This window comes from Citrobacter sp. Cf072 (assembly GCF_030334485.1).
Taxonomy (GTDB): domain Bacteria; phylum Pseudomonadota; class Gammaproteobacteria; order Enterobacterales; family Enterobacteriaceae; genus Citrobacter; species Citrobacter freundii.
The window spans coordinates 587,046-606,341 of sequence record NZ_JAOWDX010000047.1 but is presented as its reverse complement, the minus strand read 5'-3'; the positions used below and the strand labels follow the sequence as shown (position 1 = coordinate 606,341).

20 protein-coding genes and 1 riboswitch are annotated in these 19,296 nt (G+C 51.7%); of the genes, 10 read left to right on the top strand and 10 right to left on the bottom strand.

Annotation, left to right across the window (positions count from 1 at the left end):
* Window positions 1-178 precede the first annotated feature (178 nt).
* The 3 genes from OGX66_RS21660 to yoaA form a co-directional block, all read right to left on the bottom strand.
* Window positions 179-763 (bottom strand): Slp family lipoprotein, encoded by a 585-nt coding sequence (locus OGX66_RS21660; protein ID WP_003020975.1) that lies wholly within the window; start codon window positions 761-763, stop codon window positions 179-181.
* A gap of 94 nt (window positions 764-857) precedes the next feature.
* Window positions 858-1,553: a tRNA (adenosine(37)-N6)-threonylcarbamoyltransferase complex dimerization subunit type 1 TsaB gene (gene tsaB / locus OGX66_RS21655; protein ID WP_049002324.1), complete on the bottom strand. Its 696-nt coding sequence runs from the start codon at window positions 1,551-1,553 to the stop codon at window positions 858-860.
* Between the two features lie 58 nt (window positions 1,554-1,611).
* On the bottom strand, window positions 1,612-3,522 hold the full coding sequence (gene yoaA, locus OGX66_RS21650; RefSeq protein WP_003020980.1) for a DNA repair helicase YoaA: 1,911 nt from the start codon (window positions 3,520-3,522) through the stop codon (window positions 1,612-1,614).
* A 140-nt stretch (window positions 3,523-3,662) separates the two neighbouring features.
* Between yoaA and OGX66_RS21645 the strand changes: the two genes are divergently transcribed.
* Window positions 3,663-4,007: a RidA family protein gene (locus OGX66_RS21645; protein ID WP_003020984.1), complete on the top strand. Its 345-nt coding sequence runs from the start codon at window positions 3,663-3,665 to the stop codon at window positions 4,005-4,007.
* A gap of 6 nt (window positions 4,008-4,013) precedes the next feature.
* On the opposite strand, the gene OGX66_RS21640 is transcribed toward OGX66_RS21645, so the two are convergent.
* Window positions 4,014-4,193: a YoaH family protein gene (locus OGX66_RS21640; protein ID WP_003020986.1), complete on the bottom strand. Its 180-nt coding sequence runs from the start codon at window positions 4,191-4,193 to the stop codon at window positions 4,014-4,016.
* Between the two features lie 83 nt (window positions 4,194-4,276).
* Here OGX66_RS21640 and pabB point away from each other — a divergent pair, with 83 nt between their 5' ends.
* The 4 genes from pabB (at window position 4,277) to pdeD (ending at window position 9,500) form a co-directional block, all read left to right on the top strand.
* Window positions 4,277-5,638, top strand: a complete 1,362-nt coding sequence (gene pabB, locus OGX66_RS21635) for an aminodeoxychorismate synthase component 1 (protein ID WP_044711058.1) — start codon at window positions 4,277-4,279, stop codon at window positions 5,636-5,638.
* A 3-nt stretch (window positions 5,639-5,641) separates the two neighbouring features.
* Entirely contained in the window at window positions 5,642-6,220 is a 579-nt protein-coding gene (locus tag OGX66_RS21630; protein WP_003020991.1) for a CoA pyrophosphatase, read from the top strand.
* 183 nt (window positions 6,221-6,403) lie between these two features.
* Entirely contained in the window at window positions 6,404-7,768 is a 1,365-nt protein-coding gene (gene sdaA / locus OGX66_RS21625; RefSeq protein WP_046671127.1) for an L-serine ammonia-lyase, read from the top strand.
* Between the two features lie 130 nt (window positions 7,769-7,898).
* On the top strand, window positions 7,899-9,500 hold the full coding sequence (pdeD, locus tag OGX66_RS21620; RefSeq protein WP_057101931.1) for a cyclic di-3',5'-guanosine monophosphate phosphodiesterase PdeD: 1,602 nt from the start codon (window positions 7,899-7,901) through the stop codon (window positions 9,498-9,500).
* Window positions 9,501-9,506: 6 nt separating this feature from the next.
* Here the strand turns inward: pdeD and yoaE are convergent, their stop codons facing one another.
* Window positions 9,507-11,066 carry a CNNM family cation transport protein YoaE gene (gene yoaE / locus OGX66_RS21615; protein WP_003844070.1) on the bottom strand — a complete coding sequence of 520 codons (1,560 nt, stop codon included), beginning with the start codon at window positions 11,064-11,066 and terminating at the stop codon, window positions 9,507-9,509.
* Window positions 11,054-11,212, bottom strand: a complete 159-nt coding sequence (locus tag OGX66_RS24645) for a protein YoaL (protein ID WP_371302741.1) — start codon at window positions 11,210-11,212, stop codon at window positions 11,054-11,056. Before OGX66_RS24645 ends, yoaE begins: the two co-directional genes overlap by 13 nt.
* A 313-nt stretch (window positions 11,213-11,525) precedes the next feature.
* Between OGX66_RS24645 and manX the strand changes: the two genes are divergently transcribed.
* The 5 genes from manX (at window position 11,526) to mntP (ending at window position 15,729) form a co-directional block, all read left to right on the top strand.
* Complete coding sequence (manX, locus tag OGX66_RS21610; RefSeq protein WP_003841624.1) at window positions 11,526-12,488, top strand: PTS mannose transporter subunit IIAB; 963 nt, start codon at window positions 11,526-11,528, stop codon at window positions 12,486-12,488.
* A 58-nt stretch (window positions 12,489-12,546) separates the two neighbouring features.
* A complete protein-coding gene (locus OGX66_RS21605; protein ID WP_003021004.1) occupies window positions 12,547-13,347 on the top strand; it encodes a PTS mannose/fructose/sorbose transporter subunit IIC in 801 nt (266 codons plus the stop codon).
* Between the two features lie 12 nt (window positions 13,348-13,359).
* Window positions 13,360-14,211 carry a PTS mannose transporter subunit IID gene (locus OGX66_RS21600; RefSeq protein ID WP_008322630.1) on the top strand — a complete coding sequence of 284 codons (852 nt, stop codon included), beginning with the start codon at window positions 13,360-13,362 and terminating at the stop codon, window positions 14,209-14,211.
* A gap of 60 nt (window positions 14,212-14,271) precedes the next feature.
* Complete coding sequence (locus OGX66_RS21595) at window positions 14,272-14,730, top strand: DUF986 family protein (RefSeq protein WP_048216190.1); 459 nt, start codon at window positions 14,272-14,274, stop codon at window positions 14,728-14,730.
* Between the two features lie 197 nt (window positions 14,731-14,927).
* Window positions 14,928-15,032, top strand: a riboswitch (yybP-ykoY riboswitch).
* Window positions 15,033-15,162: 130 nt separating this feature from the next.
* Window positions 15,163-15,729, top strand: a complete 567-nt coding sequence (gene mntP, locus OGX66_RS21590) for a manganese efflux pump MntP (protein ID WP_003021013.1) — start codon at window positions 15,163-15,165, stop codon at window positions 15,727-15,729.
* Here the strand turns inward: mntP and rlmA are convergent.
* The 4 genes from rlmA to OGX66_RS21570 all read right to left on the bottom strand — a co-directional run bounded on the left by rlmA (window position 15,726) and on the right by OGX66_RS21570 (window position 18,929).
* Complete coding sequence (rlmA, locus tag OGX66_RS21585; RefSeq protein ID WP_003841628.1) at window positions 15,726-16,535, bottom strand: 23S rRNA (guanine(745)-N(1))-methyltransferase; 810 nt, start codon at window positions 16,533-16,535, stop codon at window positions 15,726-15,728. The genes mntP and rlmA overlap by 4 nt on opposite strands.
* A 63-nt stretch (window positions 16,536-16,598) precedes the next feature.
* Window positions 16,599-18,344, bottom strand: a complete 1,746-nt coding sequence (gene ftsI2 / locus OGX66_RS21580) for a peptidoglycan DD-transpeptidase FtsI2/PBP3(PARA) (protein WP_286512231.1) — start codon at window positions 18,342-18,344, stop codon at window positions 16,599-16,601.
* A 219-nt stretch (window positions 18,345-18,563) separates the two neighbouring features.
* Entirely contained in the window at window positions 18,564-18,773 is a 210-nt protein-coding gene (gene cspE, locus OGX66_RS21575; RefSeq protein ID WP_001062678.1) for a transcription antiterminator/RNA stability regulator CspE, read from the bottom strand.
* Window positions 18,774-18,785: 12 nt separating this feature from the next.
* Entirely contained in the window at window positions 18,786-18,929 is a 144-nt protein-coding gene (locus OGX66_RS21570) for a DUF2627 domain-containing protein (RefSeq protein ID WP_003034983.1), read from the bottom strand.
* Window positions 18,930-19,296: the final 367 nt, after the last annotated feature.

The window sequence follows — 19,296 nt, the reverse complement described above, 5'->3', positions numbered from 1 at the left end:
TCGTCATCACAACCCCAGGCAATAAACAAACTGTTAACATAATATTAACTCAGCGTACCAGTTTGTTTATTACACAACGACAAGGTTGCGAAGCACGTCACTATTTATTTTTCTTATATCCACGTTAATGCAGAAACAGCGGACGGGCCGCTGTTTCTTTTACCAATAAAACAAAGAGTTACTCTGTCACTATGGTCTGAACCTGTGCCGGGCCGGGATTGTACCAGCCCCATCCACCATAGCCACCGTAAGGCCAGCCACGCGCACCGTAGAACCAGGGGTCGATAGGCTGAGGCGGCATGACAATCTGCTGAGTAATATGCCAGCGTTTATAACCGGTTACCTGCATCAGCATGAATTTATACGGCGTATTACCTATTTTTCCGTCCACCGTACCGCTAATCGGGCCGACGACGGTGACCAGTTGCCCGCGAAAGTCCACCGGGTCGAGGAAGCCATTTACATCAGCATATATACGCCCGCGAGAGGCTTCACCCAGCACTGGACGCGCACCGCTATCGAGCGGAACGGTGGCAATTTCCAGACGGGATTTTCCCTGCTGGTTCTGAATGTCCACCACTTTGCCACCAAAACGCGCTTCCTGTCCGACATACAGCTGCGGCGCATTCATCACCCGCACCAGATCCTGCTGCGGCATCGGGCTCGAACCTTTAATCGCATCCGGGATGGTGACGCAGCCGCTAAGCATTAACGCCAAGGCCCCCGCCAACACACCTTTCAATAACTGCTTTTGCACCGCCATATTGCGACTCCCTTTTCTTAGCTTCTGCCCCGGCCTGTTCACAATGCTGTGCACCGACGTCTATGAAAATTAACCGGGGATGTACTACTAAGATTCATTCTTTACCGGGAAGTTTCTTCCACGCCACGGTGTTACGTAAATAAACCGGTTCCGCGTGTTCGACCGCTACGGTCTTACCCGCAGCCAGCATTTGCGCGGCGACAGGCAGCATATCTTCAGCCGCAGGAAGCAGCACGTCACCATCGCTGAGCGTCAGACCGCTGTCTTTACCAAGCTCAGGCCAGGCTGGCCAGCCCGTCCCAACAGTTACCCACTCGCCAGAAAGCTGCAGTAAACGCTCATGTACCTGCTCGGGGGTTAACACCGCTTCGGTTTCTTCACCGTGCCAGTTGCCGTTGTCATCACGCTGGTATTCGGCCCAGTAGACTTCGCCCATTCGCGCATCAATCGCCGCCAGTACACGAGTCGCGCCCGACTTACGCCAGGCGCCCTGCGCCATGGTCGCCAGGGTGGAGACGCCGATCATCGGTAAGTTTGCGCCTAACGCCAGCCCCTGAGCAATGCCAATACCGATACGCACGCCGGTGAAACTGCCGGGACCGCGACCAAACGCCAGGGCGTCGATATCGGTTAACGTGAGATCGCCAGCGGCCAGGATTTCCTGAACCATCGGTAAAATTCGTTGGGTGTGTTCTCGTGGGCAAAGCTCAAAGTGAGCCTTGATAGTACCGTCATTCCACAGGGCAACAGAGCACGCCTCTGTGGCGGTATCGATAGCCAGAATTCGCATGGGTGTTTGTGATCAGATCAATAAATTTGGCGCGCATCTTACCACACTCCGTAACAAATTACTCAGTCGTTGGTATGGCAAGAAAGCGAACCGCGCGAGCTATGTCACGCGTCCGCGGCGCAGGAGGAAGACTCGCCAGGAAGGTGGCGCCGTATGGCCGCATAACCAGACGATTGTCGCAAATCACCAGCACGCCGCGATCGTCGGCATCACGTATCAGACGCCCTACCCCCTGCTTCAGGGTGATTACCGCATCCGGCAACTGGACGTCTTCAAACGGATCGCCGCCGCGCAGTCGACAATCCTCCATTCGGGCTTTTAACAGCGGGTCGTCCGGCGAGGTAAACGGCAGTTTGTCGATTATCACCAGCGACAGCGTATCACCGCGCACGTCCACGCCTTCCCAGAAGCTGCTGGTGGCAACCAGTAGCGCATTACCTGCGCTGACAAACTGCTGTAACAGTTGCCCTTTACTGGTTTCGCCCTGCAGCAGAACGGGAAGCGTCATGGTGGCGCGGAATTGTTCCGCCAGATCGCGCATCATCGCGTGCGAAGTGCACAGCATAAAGCAGCGACCGTTGTTCGCTTCAATAATAGGTCGCAGCATGGATGCTAACTGGCGTGCAGCCCCCGGCTGGTTGGTTTGCGGGAGATTACGCGGCACGCATAGCAGCGCCTGGCGCGTGTAATCAAATGGACTCGGCAATAACATCGACTCGGCATCTTCAATCCCCAACCTCGCGGTGAAATGATGAAGGTCATCGTTTACCGACAACGTCGCGGAAGTAAAAATCCAGCAGCCCGGCTTTTGTTCCATCACTTCTTTGAATTTATCCGCCACAGTGAGCGGCGTCAGCGCGAGAGTGAAATGGCGGGAGGTGCATTCATACCAGTAGCTGAAGCCTGGCTGGTTGATCTCTTTCAGACGCTTCAGGCGCGCACGGTAAAGTGTGGCGCGTTCAAACGCGGCATCCAGCAACGCCGAACGCCCAAGAGACAGCTTCGCCACGTCATAACATAGCTCCAGCGTGTCATCGAGCAGCAAAAACGCGCGTTGTACGCGCTGGTCGGCCAGCAGTTCCCGCAGGTTTCCGCGATAGCCCGGCTCACCAAGTTGCAAGCGGAAGTCCTGAGCGCTTTGTGCAAGGCGATCGGCGCACTTTTGCAACTGCTGAGTGTCTTTCAGCTCGGTGCGATAGGCAATGGTGATGTCTTTCGCCAGGTCTAACAGCTGGCGACTGGAGAGCGATTGACCAAAGTACTGGCTGGCGATATCCGGTAGCTGATGCGCTTCATCGAAGATCATTACATCAGCTTCCGGGATCAGTTCGCCAAACCCGCTCTCTTTTACCACCATATCAGCGAGAAACAGATGGTGGTTAACCACGACGACATCCGCATCCATCGCTTTTTTACGCGCTTTCACGACAAAACACTCTTTATACAGCGGGCAGTCGCTGCCCAGACAGTTGTCATTAGTGCTGGTGACCAACGGCCAGGCCTGAGAGTCTTCCGCCACGCTGACGCAGGTGCTGATGTCCCCATCAAGGGTTTGATTTGACCAGGAGCGCAGCAGGATGACGTCGCTTAACGTTTGTACCGGCAAGTCACCACCCGCGAGTGCCTGCTGTTCGAGACGTTCAAGGCACAGATAGTTTGAACGCCCTTTCAGCAGCGCCAGTTTACCGGTGAACTTTAGTGCCTTAGCGACGGTCGGGAGATCGCGGCTGTATAGCTGATCCTGCAACGCCTTCGAGCCCGTGGAGACAATGACCTTCTTTCCGGCACGCAGCGCTGGGGCAAGATAAGCATAGGTTTTACCCGTCCCGGTTCCGGCTTCTACCACCAACGGTTGTGATTTTTCGATGGCATGACTGACGGCGATGGCCATCTGCCGCTGTGGTTCTCGCGGTTTAAAACCCGGTATTGCTTTAGCCAACTGACCGTCTGCTGCAAAATCGTCCGTCACACTACCCCCTGTTCATTTGAACAGGGATTATGTCAGGCCAGCAGCTCTTTCGCCAGTTGAAGAGGTGACGTGGGCACAACATTATGGCAGTCTTGGCGCAACCCAAAGCCATTTGAAAACACGTAAATGAGGAATGATTTATGACGATTGTGCGCATTGATGCCGAAGCGCGTTGGTCCGACGTGGTTATCCACAACAACACGCTGTATTACACTGGCGTGCCGGAAAATCTGGATGCAGACGCTTTTGAGCAAACGGCAAATACGCTGGCGCAAATTGATGCGGTGCTGGAAAAACAAGGCAGCAACAAGTCACGTATTCTTGATGCCACCCTGTTTTTGGCAGACAAAAACGATTTTGCCGCCATGAACAAAGCCTGGGACGCGTGGGTTGTTGCGGGTCACGCGCCGGTACGTTGTACCGTTCAAGCCGGGTTGATGAACCCGAAATACAAAGTTGAGATTAAGATTATCGCTGCAGTTTAAGCGGCGTTATTCGTCCTCATCTTCAAAACGCGCCACGATCCGCTCGCCGGTATGACTGGCGCGTAACTCTTCAGCAACAAGAGCAATGGCTTGTCCGCTGCTCATCCCCTGCGACATCAGCTCCTGAATACGCTCTACCGCTTTTTGCTGCTGCTCATGACTGAGTGAAGGTAAACCTGCAAACATTGTTAACTCCTGCTAAATTGTCTGCGCTAATTATTTCATGCTACCGGGCAGTTAGCCAGTAGAGTAGCAACGAGTCAGGACTGATGAAGACGTTATCTCCCGCAGTAATCACATTACCCTGGCGTCAGGACGCCGCTGAACGCTATTTTTCGACATTAAGCCATCTGCCCTGGGCGATGCTGCTGCATTCGGGTCAAGCCGACCATCCGCATAACCGCTTTGATATTCTGGTGGCGGATCCCGTCACCACGCTTGTTACGCGAGCTACAGAGACCGTAGTGCAGGACGGGCACGCAACCTCGCGCTCGCTTGATGATCCCATGACGGTATTACATTCCGCACTAACCGCACACAAGATTCACCCCGAATATCACCCCGACCTGCCGTTTCAGGGCGGTGCGTTAGGTCTGTTTGGCTACGATCTTGGCCGACGCTTCGAATCTCTGCCCACTATTGCAGAGCGCGATATTACGCTACCGGATATGGCCGTTGGCATTTACGACTGGGCACTGATTGTCGATCACCAGTTGCAGACCGTATCGCTGCTCAGCCATACCGATGTCGAGGCTCGCCTGAAATGGCTCGACGCGCAACAACCGCCAACGCGTGAGCCGTTTACATTAACTTCGGCGTGGCAGTCTAATATGAGCCGTGCTCAGTACGGCGAAAAATTCCGCCGGGTGCAGGATTATCTGCACAGCGGTGACTGTTACCAGGTCAATCTTGCCCAGCGTTTTCAGGCGCATTACCAGGGCGATGAGTGGCAGGCATTTGTCACTCTCAATCACGCCAACCGCGCCCCGTTTAGTGCATTTATTCGTCTTGAGGAAGGTGCAATCCTCAGCCTTTCGCCGGAACGATTTATTCTGCTGGAAAACCAGCACATCCAGACGCGTCCGATTAAAGGCACGCTACCGAGGCTTGAAGATACCGATGCCGATCGTGAGCAGGCCCGGCGACTGGCGAATTCGCCGAAGGATCGTGCGGAAAACCTGATGATCGTCGATTTGATGCGTAATGATATTGGCCGCGTTGCCGTACCGGGTTCGGTACAGGTTCCGGAGCTGTTTATCGTCGAACCGTTCCCTGCCGTTCATCATTTGGTCAGCACCATTACCGCACGTCTGCCAGAGTCATTATACGCCACCGATCTGTTACGCGCCGCCTTCCCCGGCGGCTCTATTACCGGCGCGCCGAAAGTGCGGGCGATGGAAATTATCGACGAACTTGAGCCGCAAAGACGCAACGCCTGGTGCGGCAGCATTGGTTATCTGAGCTTTTGCGGCAATATGGATACCAGCATTACCATTCGCACGCTGACAGCCACAAACGGACAAATTTATTGCTCCGCAGGCGGTGGTATTGTTGCAGACAGTCAGGAAGACGCTGAATATCAGGAAACATTTGATAAAGTGAATCGCATTTTGCACCAACTGGAGAATTGACACGTGGAATACAGCAGCCTGACGCTTGATGATTTTTTATCGCGCTTTCAACTCCTGCGCCCGCAGGTCAATCATGCCGCGTTAAACCAGCGCCAGGCCGCCGTACTGATCCCCGTCGTGCGTCGCCCACAGCCGGGGTTGCTGTTAACCCAGCGTTCCGTTCACCTGCGCAAGCACGCCGGACAGGTCGCATTCCCCGGTGGGGCGGTGGATAGCAGTGATGCCTCATTAATTGCCGCCGCCCTTCGCGAAGCACAGGAGGAGGTGGCGATCCCACCTTCATGCGTAGAAGTGATTGGCGTTCTGCCGCCTGTCGACAGCGTGACCGGTTTCCAGGTCACCCCAGTGGTAGGCATTATCCCGCCTAATCTGCCGTATCGCGCCAGTGAAGATGAAGTTTCCGCAGTGTTCGAAATGCCGCTGGCCCAGGCCCTGCATTTAGGTCGTTACCACCCGTTGGATATTTACCGTCGTGGCGATTCACATCGCGTATGGCTTTCCTGGTATGAGCAATATTTCGTCTGGGGAATGACTGCCGGAATAATTCGTGAGCTGGCGCTGCAAATTGGCGTCAAGCCCTGACTATACTTATCTTTACGCACACAATAGACAACTTGAAACTCAGGTCACAACATTAGTAAAACCGCGGTTATCTATTAGTTTAATTCATGTGAATAGTTAAGCCGATCGCCGCGTTCCCTCTTACACTATGCGCAGTTATAACATCGTTACTGGAAAGCCCAGTCGCCCTGTAGGAGTATTATCGTGATTAGTCTATTCGACATGTTTAAGGTGGGGATTGGTCCCTCATCTTCCCATACCGTAGGGCCTATGAAGGCGGGTAAACAGTTCGTCGATGACCTGGTCGAAAAAGGATTACTGGACAGCGTTACTCGTGTCGCCGTCGACGTGTATGGTTCACTGTCGCTCACGGGTAAAGGTCACCACACCGATATCGCCATTATTATGGGTCTGGCGGGCAATGAGCCTGCTACCGTGGATATTGATAGCATCCCCGGATTTATCCGCGACGTAGAAACGCGTGGACGCCTGCTGCTTGCGCAGGGTCAGCACGAAGTGGATTTCCCGCAGAATGAAGGGATGCGTTTTCACAACGGCAACCTGCCGCTGCATGAAAACGGAATGCAGATCCATGCGTACAATGGCGAAACCGTCATTTATAGCAAAACCTACTACTCAATCGGCGGTGGATTCATCGTTGATGAAGAACATTTTGGTCAGGATGCCTCGGGCGAGGTCAGCGTGCCTTATCCGTTCAAATCCGCTACTGAAATGCTGGAATATTGCAACAGCACCGGCCTGTCTCTCTCTGGCATGGCAATGCAGAACGAACTTGCGCTGCACAGTAAAAAAGAGATTGAAGAGTATTTTGGCCACGTCTGGCAAACCATGCAGGCATGTATCGATCGTGGCATGAACACCGAAGGTGTGTTGCCGGGTCCGCTGCGCGTTCCTCGCCGAGCTTCAGCCCTGCGTCGTATGCTGGTTTCCAGCGATAAGCTGTCTAACGATCCAATGAACGTGATCGACTGGGTGAACATGTTTGCGTTGGCCGTTAACGAAGAAAATGCCGCGGGCGGTCGCGTAGTGACAGCGCCAACCAACGGTGCCTGCGGTATCGTGCCTGCGGTACTGGCCTATTACGATCATTTCATTGAGTCCGTTAGCCCGGATATCTATACACGCTATTTCCTGGCGGCCGGTGCGATTGGCGCGTTGTACAAAATGAACGCCTCTATCTCTGGTGCAGAAGTAGGTTGTCAGGGTGAAGTGGGCGTAGCCTGCTCCATGGCTGCCGCGGGTCTGGCTGAACTGTTAGGCGCAAGCCCGGAGCAGGTGTGTGTTGCTGCTGAAATTGGCATGGAACATAACCTCGGGTTAACCTGCGATCCGGTTGCCGGTCAGGTACAGGTTCCGTGCATTGAGCGTAACGCAATTGCTTCAGTGAAGGCGATCAACGCTGCGCGTATGGCAATGCGCCGTACCAGCGCGCCGCGCGTCTCGCTGGATAAAGTCATTGAGACTATGTACGAAACGGGTAAAGACATGAACGCCAAATACCGCGAAACGTCACGCGGTGGCCTGGCAATCAAAGTTCAATGTGACTAATACTTAATTTTCGCCCATCTGCAACGGATGGGCGAATTTACCCCCTCTCCCTCGTCTACTGTAATTTTCCCCACTACACTTGCTCTGTTGCTGTTGGCTTCTGTGACCAACGGCTTATCGGGCGGCCCGCATGCAAACAGCACAACGGATCATTAAAAATTATCGCCGGAATCGCTTAATCGTCTGCACAGTATGTGCACTACTGACGCTCATCCTCACATTAACTGTCCGATTTATTTCGGAGCGTAATTTAAATCACCGAAATATCGTCACCTTTGCCAACCATGCTGTAGAAGAACTGGATGACGTGCTTTTACCCTTGCAGACCGGACGGGACGTATTGCTGCCGTTGATTGGCCTCCCCTGCTCAGTGGCGCGTTTACCCTTAAGCAAACATGCCGCAAGGTTGCAAACGGTGCGTTCTATTAATCTGATTCAAAGCGGGATCCTCTATTGCTCCAGCATTTTTGGTTATCGTAATGTTCCCATTAGTCAACTGCAGCCCGAATTACCCAGCAAGGAACCGCAACTGCTGCTGTCTACCGACCATTCGTTGATTAAAGGCAGTCCGATTCTGACTCAGTGGTATCCGTCTTCTGCCGATGGTGAAGATGGCGTACTGGAAATCGTCAATATTGACTTATTGTCGTCTATGTTGCTTGAACCCCAGCCGCCGCAGATCACCGATGCCAGCTTAACCGTTGGTAATCGGCATCTACTGTATGATCAAGGTGTTGTCGATACTCTGCCTAAGCTAAATGATGAAAAACGCTACCAGCTTTCATCTCAACATTTTCCGTTTACCATTAGCGTCACCGGCCCTGGTCCCAGTGAGTTGGCGGTAAAACACCTGCCAACACAGCTGCCGCTGGCGGTGATCCTAAGTTTATTAGTGGGTTATCTGGCATGGCTGGCTACCGCCAGCAGAATGAGTTTCTCATGGGAGATTAATCTGGCCCTTGCTGCTCGGGAATTCGAACTATTTTGCCAGCCGCTGCTTAATGCGCAAACCCAGCAATGCATGGGCGTGGAAATCCTTTTACGCTGGAATAACCCACGCCAGGGTTGGATCTCTCCGGAAGTGTTTATTCCCATCGCTGAGGAGCACAACCTGATTGTACCGCTTACCCGCCATGTCATCGCAGAAACCATTCAGCAACGACATGTTTTCCCGATGAGCAGCCAGTTTCATATTGGGATTAATGTCGCCGCCAGCCATTTTCGTAATGGCACGTTGCTAAAAGATCTTAATCAGTACTGGTTCAGCCAGCACCCAATCCAGCAATTGGTTATCGAACTGACCGAACGCGATGCGTTACTGGATGTGGATTATCGGGTCGTACGCGAATTAAATCGGCTTGGCGTAAAACTGGCGATTGATGATTTCGGTACCGGCAATAGCTCGCTCTCCTGGCTGGAAAAGCTCCGCCCGGATGTGCTGAAGATCGATAAATCATTTACTTCGGCAATAGGAACAGACGCCGTGAACTCAACCGTCACAGACATCATTATCGCTTTGGGGAAAAAATTGAATATAGAACTGGTGGCGGAAGGCGTTGAAACACAGGCGCAAGCTCAGCATTTGCGCCGACACGGCGTACATTTATTGCAAGGTTTTCTGTATGCCAAGCCAATGCCGCTGCGCGATTTTCCAAAATGGCTGGCGGGCAGCACGCCGCCGCCCACCCGGCATAACGGGAGACACAGTATGCCCGTCATGCCGTTTCGCTAAACCCGGTTACTCGTCTTCGTCGTGAGCGGGTTGTTCTTTAACAATGCGAACTAAATCCACACGATAGTCATTCGCTTCGACAATCGTAATGCTCAGCGGTGCGACCTCGATAACATCACCTACACGAGGAATATGGCCGTTAGCCGCAATGACTAAACCTGCCACCGTAGCGATGTCTTCGTCTTCATTCACTAACGTATCCACGTCCAGCGCCTGTTGCAACGCATGCAGATCGGTACCGCCTTTGACCAACCAACCGCCTGCATCAGCTATAATTTCAGGCGTTTCATCGGCATCAGGGAATTCACCGGCGATGGCTTCTAATACATCCAGCGGCGTGACCAGACCCTGTACTACGCCAAACTCGTTTGTGACGATAACGAAGCTACCGCGGGCACGACGCAGAACGCCTAACAGATTGATCGGGTCCAGCGTTTCCGGAACAACAATAGCCGGAGAAGCAGAGGCAATCGCCGCCACATCCACACCGTCTTCCAGCGCCACCAGCAGCTCTTTAGCACGCACGATACCGATGATTTCATCCAGTTCACCACGACATACCGGGAACAGGCTATGAGGTGACGAAAGCAACTGCTCGCGAATTTCCTCCACGCTCAGGTCTGCATCAACCCAGCTAATCTCCCCACGAGGCGTCATAATGCCGCGTAATGAACGCGACGCCAAAGAGAGGACGCCGTTGATCATATAGCGTTCTTCTTCTACAAATGCGCCTTCCGGGACGGGAACCGGTACCGGATTGTCGGATTCCATCTGCACGCTGGCCTGACGTTTACCGCCCATCAGACGGAGAATCGCATCGGCAGTACGCGCACGCAATGGCAGCGTCGACTGGTGGCGAATAAAGTTACGACGGGCAATCTGGTTAAACAGCTCAATGATGATTGAGAAGCCAATCGCCGCATACAGATAGCCTTTCGGAATGTGGAAGCCAAACCCTTCGGCAACCAGACTCAGACCAATCATCAACAGGAAGCTCAGACACAGCACCACCACCGTCGGGTGTTGGTTCACAAATCGGGTCAACGGCTTAGAGGCCAACAGCATCACGGCCATGGCAATCACTACTGCCGCCATCATCACTGGCAGATGGTTGACCATACCGACCGCCGTAATCACAGCATCCAGCGAGAACACTGCATCGAGGATGACAATCTGCGTTACGACAACCCAAAAGCTCGCATACCCTTTCGTCTGCCCGGTATCATGTTCACGGTTTTCCAGCCGCTCATGCAGCTCTGTCGTAGCCTTGAACAAGAGGAAGATACCCCCCAGCAGCATAATCAGATCGCGCCCCGAGAACGCATAGTCCATTACCGTGAACAGCGGCTTTGTCAGCGTCACCATCCACGAAATCACGGACAACAGGCCCAGACGCATAATCAGTGCCAGCGACAAACCGATTAAACGCGCTTTATCTCGCTGTTTCGGCGGCAGCTTATCAGCCAGGATCGCAATGAAGACCAGGTTATCAATACCCAGAACAATTTCAAGAACGACAAGCGTGAGCAAACCCACCCAAATCTGCGGGTCCATTAATAATTCCATGACAAGCTCCTGCTTAAGGAATGACCAAACTGCGCGCTGAGGATCTCAGGCGTGAAAGCGATATGCAGAGAAAATTTGTGGCAAAAAGTGCCAATCTGACAGGCTTGATACGGCCTGAAGGTGAAATGACGTCGGTGACGATCCATATGGTGGGCTACTGCCCTATACTCCTGAGTAATTAAACAGATGCTAAACATAACAGAGAGAAGCGGTTTTTAGCAAAGATTTACCTTCCTTTGCAATAAGTTGTTTCGGAGATATTTTACCCTTCGAAATTTCTTTTAATCGGAAGTTAAATTACGGATCTTCATCACATAAAATATTTTTTTCGATATCTAAAATAATTCACGAAAATCATAGGTTTTTCTTTGTAACCCTTATCTGAATCGATTCGATTGCGGACGACGATTCAAATACATCTTCACGTTGATGTGTTAACGATAATAAAGGAGGTAGCAAGTGACCATTGCTATTGTAATAGGCACACATGGTTGGGCTGCAGAGCAGTTACTTAAGACGGCAGAAATGCTGTTAGGCGAGCAGGAAAATGTCGGCTGGATAGATTTCGTTCCAGGCGAAAATGCCGAAACGCTGATCGAAAAGTACAACGCTCAGTTGGCAAAACTCGATACCAGTAAAGGCGTGCTGTTTCTCGTTGACACATGGGGAGGCAGCCCGTTTAACGCTGCAAGCCGCATTGTCGTCGATAAAGAGCATTACGAAGTTATCGCCGGTGTGAACATTCCCATGCTGGTTGAAACCTTCATGGCGCGTGATGACAACCCAAGCTTTGATGAATTAGTGGCACTGGCCGTTGAAACTGGTAGCGAAGGCGTGAAAGCGCTGAAAGCCAAACCGGTTGAGAAAGCCGCTCCTGCCCCAGTAGCAGCACCCAAAGCAGCAGCTCCCGCCAAACCGATGGGTCCGAACGATTATATGCAGATCGGCCTGGCGCGTATTGATGACCGTTTAATCCATGGTCAGGTGGCAACTCGCTGGACCAAAGAAACCAACGTAACACGCATTATCGTCGTCAGTGATGAAGTTGCCGCCGATACCGTGCGTAAAACGCTGCTGACTCAGGTAGCACCTCCGGGTGTGACAGCGCATGTGGTTGATGTCGCGAAAATGATCCGCGTCTACAACAACCCTAAATATGCAGGTGAGCGTGTGATGCTGTTGTTCACCAACCCAACCGACGTAGAACGTATCGTTGAAGGTGGTGTGAAAATTACCTCCGTAAACATTGGCGGTATGGCTTTCCGTCAGGGTAAAACGCAGGTAAACAACGCAATTTCTGTCGATGACAAAGACATCGAAGCCTTCAAGAAACTCAACGAACGCGGTATTGAGCTTGAGGCACGTAAGGTTTCTACCGATCAGAAACTGAAAATGATGGATTTGATTGCCAAGGTGAAATAATTCCCTGGCATTTACTTAGTTTTCACACTTAAGTCTGTATAGCAATAGGAGAAGTACAATGGAGATTACCACTCTTCAGATTGTGCTGGTGTTCATCGTCGCATGTATCGCGGGTATGGAGTCGGTACTCGATGAATTTCAGTTCCACCGTCCGTTGGTGGCCTGTACGCTGATTGGCGCCGTTCTCGGGGACATGAAAACCGGTATTATCATCGGTGGTACCCTGGAAATGATCGCCCTGGGCTGGATGAACATCGGTGCTGCGGTTGCACCAGATGCGGCACTGGCCTCAATTATCTCTACCGTTCTGGTTATCGCAGGTCACCAAAGCATTGGTGCCGGTATCGCGCTGGCTATCCCACTGGCAGCTGCAGGCCAGGTACTGACCATTATCGTTCGTACTATCACCGTAGCATTCCAGCACGCAGCGGATAAGGCGGCCGAAAACGGTAACCTGACAGCACTCTCCTGGCTGCATGTATCCTCTCTGTTCCTGCAGGCTATGCGTATCGCTATCCCAGCGGTAATCGTAGCGATTTCTGTTGGTACCAGTGAAGTTCAGAGCATGCTTAACGCCATTCCGGAAGTCGTGACCGGCGGTCTGAACATCGCAGGCGGTATGATCGTGGTGGTTGGTTATGCGATGGTCATCAACATGATGCGCGCAGGCTACCTGATGCCATTCTTCTACCTCGGCTTCGTCACCGCGGCATTTACTAACTTCAACCTGGTTGCTCTGGGTGTGATTGGCGCAGTAATGGCGATCCTCTACATTCAGCTGAGCCCGAAATATAACCGCGTAGCCGGTGCACCTGCTGCGGCGGCTGGCAATAACGATCTCGATAACGAACTGGACTAGCAGGTGAGCGAAATGGTTGATATGACTAAAACTACCACCGAGAAAAAACTCACTCCGAGTGACATTCGTGGCGTGTTCATTCGTTCTAACCTGTTTCAGGGTTCATGGAACTTCGAACGTATGCAGGCGCTGGGTTTCTGTTTCTCCATGGTGCCGGCTATCCGCCGCTTGTACCCGGAAAACAACGACGCACGTAAGCAAGCGATTAAGCGTCACCTGGAATTCTTTAACACCCATCCGTACGTAGCGGCTCCAGTACTGGGCGTTACGCTGGCGATGGAAGAACAGCGTGCAAACGGCGCAGAGATTGACGATGGTGCCATCAACGGTATCAAAGTTGGTCTGATGGGTCCGCTGGCAGGCGTCGGCGACCCGATCTTCTGGGGTACCGTTCGCCCAGTATTCGCCGCGCTCGGCGCAGGTATCGCGATGAGCGGCAGCCTGCTGGGGCCATTGCTGTTCTTCGTTCTGTTTAACCTGGTTCGTCTGGCAACCCGTTATTACGGTGTGGCATATGGCTACCGTAAAGGTGTCGATATCGTTAAAGATATGGGCGGCGGCTTCCTGCAGAAACTGACTGAGGGGGCGTCAATCCTCGGCCTGTTTGTCATGGGGGCATTGGTTAACAAGTGGACGCACGTAAACATTCCACTGGTGGTTTCTACTATCACCGGTCAGGATGGTCAGACTCGTGTTACCACTGTGCAGACTATCCTTGACCAGCTGATGCCGGGTCTGGTTCCTCTGCTGCTGACATTCGCCTGTATGTGGCTGCTGCGTAAGAAAGTGAACCCGCTGTGGATCATCGTTGGCTTCTTCGTCATCGGTATCGCGGGCTACGCTGTCGGACTGCTCGGCCTGTAAAACTGTTGTACATCACCGGGGGCTTGCCCCCGGTTTTTCTATTTAGAGGGTTGAGGATTCATGACTATCACGGACCTGGTGCTGGTTCTATTTATCTTTTCGCTGCTGGCGTATGCCATTTACGATCAGTTCATCATGCCCCGCCGTAATGGCCCTACTCTGCTTACTGTCGCCCTGCTTCCCCGCAGCAGAGTCGACAGCGTTATCTTCCTTGGCCTGGTAGCTATTCTTATCTACAACAACATCACCAGCCACGGGGCGCAATTTACCACATGGTTATTATGTGCACTGGTATTGATGGGTTTGTATCTGTTCTGGATCCGTACGCCAAAAATCATCTTCAAGCAGAAAGGCTTTTTCTTCGCCAACGTCTGGATTGAATATAACCGCATTAAAGAGATGAATTTATCTGAAGACGGTGTATTGGTGATGCAATTAGAACATCGAAGATTGTTGATTCGTGTACGAAATATAGATGATCTTGAGAAAATATATAAACTATTAATTTCAAATCAATAGCTTACAAATATAGCCTGAACTATGTTTTTATATATCAGTGTAAAAACAAACATAGCCAAGGCTATATTTCACTGTCCTCAATGTTATTTATTTTAACGTTTTATTTATAAATAAATCTAAATGAAAATCGTTTTCAACTAGAAGTCAAATATTATTTCTGCGTTTCTTGTTTTATATTCTCAAAATATGTTAAGGTTGCGCCCGTCGTTGGGGAGTAGCCGATTTCCAGACTCCGGAAATGTACGTGTCAACATACTCGTTGAAAAACGTGGCACGTACGGACTGAACTTACAGGTTCAGTCAGGCGAGACCATAGGCACATCAACTGCAATGCATATTTGAATGGCGCTGTATTTACAGTGATTCCAGCCTGTATGCATGGTTACTGGGGGCAGTGATGTGTTTTATGGATACCCCGGTCAGGACGCTGTTATGAATCTCACCGCTACCGTTCTTCTCGCTTTCGGCATGTCGATGGATGCTTTCGCCGCATCAATTGGCAAAGGCGCCACCCTGCATAAACCCAAATTTTCTGAAGCATTGCGCACCGGACTGATATTCGGCGCAGTTGAAACGCTTACGCCACTGATTGGCTGGGGCATGGGGATGCTGGCCAGCAAATTCGTGTTGGAGTGGAACCATTGGATCGCCTTCATTCTGCTGATCTTTTTAGGCGGGCGAATGATAATCGAAGGTTTTCGCGACAACGGCGATGAAGAGGAAGAACCGCAGCGCCGCCACGGTTTCTGGCTGCTGGTTACCACCGCCATTGCCACCAGTCTCGACGCAATGGCCGTCGGGGTGGGTCTGGCTTTCCTGCAGGTCAACATTATTGCTACAGCGCTGGCCATCGGCTGCGCCACATTGATTATGTCCACGCTCGGCATGATGATTGGTCGTTTCATTGGCCCAATGCTGGGCAAACGAGCTGAAATTTTGGGTGGGGTGGTGCTGATTGGTATCGGTGCCCAGATCCTCTGGGCACACTTCCACGGTTAATTCAGACGCTGCCAGACATGAATACTAAAGTCGGTCTGGCAGTCAAACGTCGTTTTCCCCGCTAACGTTTCCCACACTTCCGGCTTTGCCCGCCAGGCGAACGGCGTCATTTGCAGTAACGCAACGGCCTCGCTGCCCTGAAGCTGCATCTGATATCCCAGCGCAATGCTCTGTTGCAGAACAAAACCGTCCAGTTGCTCAGTATGGGGCGCATGCAAACGCACCTCATCATAAATCAGCCCTTTCAGTTCCATTAAATGGCGTGGTCCCGGCGTGGCGGTGATCACCCATCCACCCGGTTTAACCACGCGAGCCAGCTCTTGCGCTTTACAGGGCGCATAGATCCGGATGATGGCATCCATTGACTCGTCTGCGAACGGCAGACGATGGCTGGAGGCAACGCAAAAGATCACCTGCGGATAGCGTCTGGCTGCGGCTTTAATTGCCACTTTGGATACGTCAAGACCAAAGGTTGTACAGCCCGCCAGCGCGTCGGCAAACGCATGGGTGTAATACCCTTCCCCACAGCCAATATCCAGGATCGCTGCATCTTCTGAATTCGACTTTTCTTTAAGCACATTCACAATCGCATCACGCAACGGTTGATAGTGCCCAGCATCAAGAAATGCCCGTCTGGCTTGCATCATTTCAGCGCTATCACCCGGATCGCGCGACCGCTTATGCTGAACCGGCAATAAGTTGACATACCCTTCTTTCGCCACGTCAAACTGGTGCCGCCCGGGGCAGACAAAACTGTTATTCGCTTGAGTAAGAGGCTGGTGGCAAAGAGGACAGGAAAACGACATGACAACTCCGGCAGGTGACTTAAGGGCGCAAGTGTAACGCGTATTGCGCCCTGGGAAAATAACTTACAACGATGGCGAGGATACGTTGCTGCCGTGCATCACCAGCAGATGATCGGAGTCGGCAGGCATGCCATCTGGTTTAACGTTCTCCAGACGCAGGACATCACCCATTATCTGGCTGAAGACAGGCGCAGAGACAGCCCCACCATAATAAGCACTGTTTTGCGGATTATTGATGACGACCACCAGTGCAAATTTCGGGTCGCTCGCTGGCGCAACGCCTGCCGTGTAGGCCACGTATTTATCGACATACTTACCGTCATCACCAATTTTCTTTGCCGTTCCTGTTTTAACCGCCACGCGATAATCTCTGACCGCGGCTTTAGTTCCCCCACCACCGGGTAACGCGACGCTTTCCATCATATGTTCAACCTGGTGAACCAGCGCCTCCGGCATCACTCTGGTACCGATTACCGGCGGGTCAATACGGGTAATCGAAAGGGGTCGATAGATACCAAAACTACCAATGGTTGCATATACGTGCGCCAACTGCAGCGGCGTTACCATTAATCCATAGCCGAATGCAAAGGTCGCGCGATCCAAATCGCTCCAGTAGCGGCGTTGAGGCATTAAACCGCTACTTTCACCGGTTAATCCCAGTCCGGTTGGATCGCCAAAACCAAAGCTCTTATAGGTATCCAGCAACTTTTGAACAGGCATAGCCAGTGAAAGGTGCGACACGCCGGTATCGCTCGATTTCTGCAAAATTCCGGTCAACGACAGCTCCGGGTAAAATCCGACGTCGCGAATGCGATGTCCATCAAGGTAAAAAGGATGGGTATCAATCACGCTGTCCGGTTGTACTATCCCCTGCTGGAGTGCAGTCATGATCACCAGCGGTTTAACGGTTGAACCGGGTTCAAACGTATCGCTTATTGCACGGTTACGAAAATCATCCAGTACCGCGCCCTCACGGTTATTGGGGTTGAAGTCAGGAAAGCTTGCCATGGACAGTATTTCACCGGTAGCAATGTTGACCAGCACTGCGGCTCCTGATTCCGCTTTATTCCACGTAACGGCATTGTCCAACGCATCTTCGGTGACCGTCTGCAGGCGCTCATCGATGCTGAGCTGTAATTGGTGTGCAGGAACAGGCGTGACTTCGGTGATATTCTCGATTACATGGCCAAATTTGTCTTTACGTACCAGACGGGAGCCAGGTTTACCCATCAACTGGTTATTAAAGCTTTTTTCCAGCCCTTCAATGCCTTGTCCATCAATGTTGGTAAAACCTATGAGATTCGCCGCTACGTGGCCTGCAGGATAGAACCGGCGGGATTCCTCGCGCAGGTTAATGCCCGGGAGATTAAGATCATCGACCCACTCAGCCTGCTGAGGGGAAATTTGTCGTGCCAGGTAAATAAAACGTCCGCCAGGATTACTGTTAACGCGTTCCGCCAGCGTACTCAGTGACAGATGCAGAGCCCTTGCCAGAGCCTGCCACCGTTCGTTATAACCCACGCCTCCCTTGCTGATGATGGTCTTAGGATCGGCCCATACCGCGTTAACCGGAACACTTACCGCCAGTGGTCGCCCTTCTCTGTCGGTAATCATCCCGCGCGGCGAGCCAATAGTTACCTCACGTAATGAACGCATGTCTTCCTGTTTCACCAGACTCGTCGGCGTGACAATTTGCAGCCATGCAACCCGACCCAGCAGCAATCCCAGACTCAATAATATTGCCACACAAAGCAGGGCAAAACGTACGGGAGTAAAATTGCGCGCGTCGCCGTCGTTTTTCTTTTTCACCTGATCTCCAGCAAGATAGTTTTTCAGGTGTCTGATTTAACGAGAAATGTCGTAAGAAAGCGGGGAAAACTATGCTACGAACATCACGCCTTTGCAACAAAGCGCTAATGGGAGGGCATTTAGAAATATTTAGACGTATTTTGAATTAAAAAGCCCCGCATAGGCGAGGCTTTATATCTGAGATGGTTGCGCATATGCGCTTCAAATCAGTGGTGTCGATCAGATAGCTGTTACGTTAACAGCAGCCGGACCTTTCTGGCCGTCCTGAATTTCGAACTCAACGTTCTGGCCTTCAGCCAGAGTTTTGAAGCCGTTACCCTGGATAGCGGAGAAGTGTACGAACACGTCTTTGCTGCCATCTGCCGGAGTAATGAAACCAAAACCTTTAGACTCGTTGAACCACTTAACTTGACCTTTAATCTTTGCCATTTGCAAAATTCCTTAGAGTATTTTCTTCGCCCGCAGGCATAACATAGATAAAACTGAGACATTACTGCTTGAGGCACTAATATAAGGTTCGGCAGAGAAGCGGTATTCAACGTCAACGTGTTTACTCAGGACTTCTTTACTGAAAATGCCACACATAAACAGAACTGTACCTCGTTTAACCCAAAACGTGTTATCACATACAACGTTAATAATGGCAAGCCATTTTTAAACGTGTCTCGATCGGTCGCACAAATCCTGTCGTTCATCAAACAGCAACTGCACAGTTATGCGCCACACCGAGTAGTGTTATATTCCCGCCGCTCGCCCCATCCCCCGCCAGGCTTGCACCATAGCCGGGACATTTCTACCATAGCTCAATAGCTTCGGTTGTTCCAGATTAGCTGTTACAGGGTGTGCTGAATATCATTTTTTATGCTTAGTAATGCATAAAATGTCACAAGCGTAAAAATGAGATCTGCCTTCTGCTTTTGCACCAAAATAATGAAAGAATGATGACAATGCA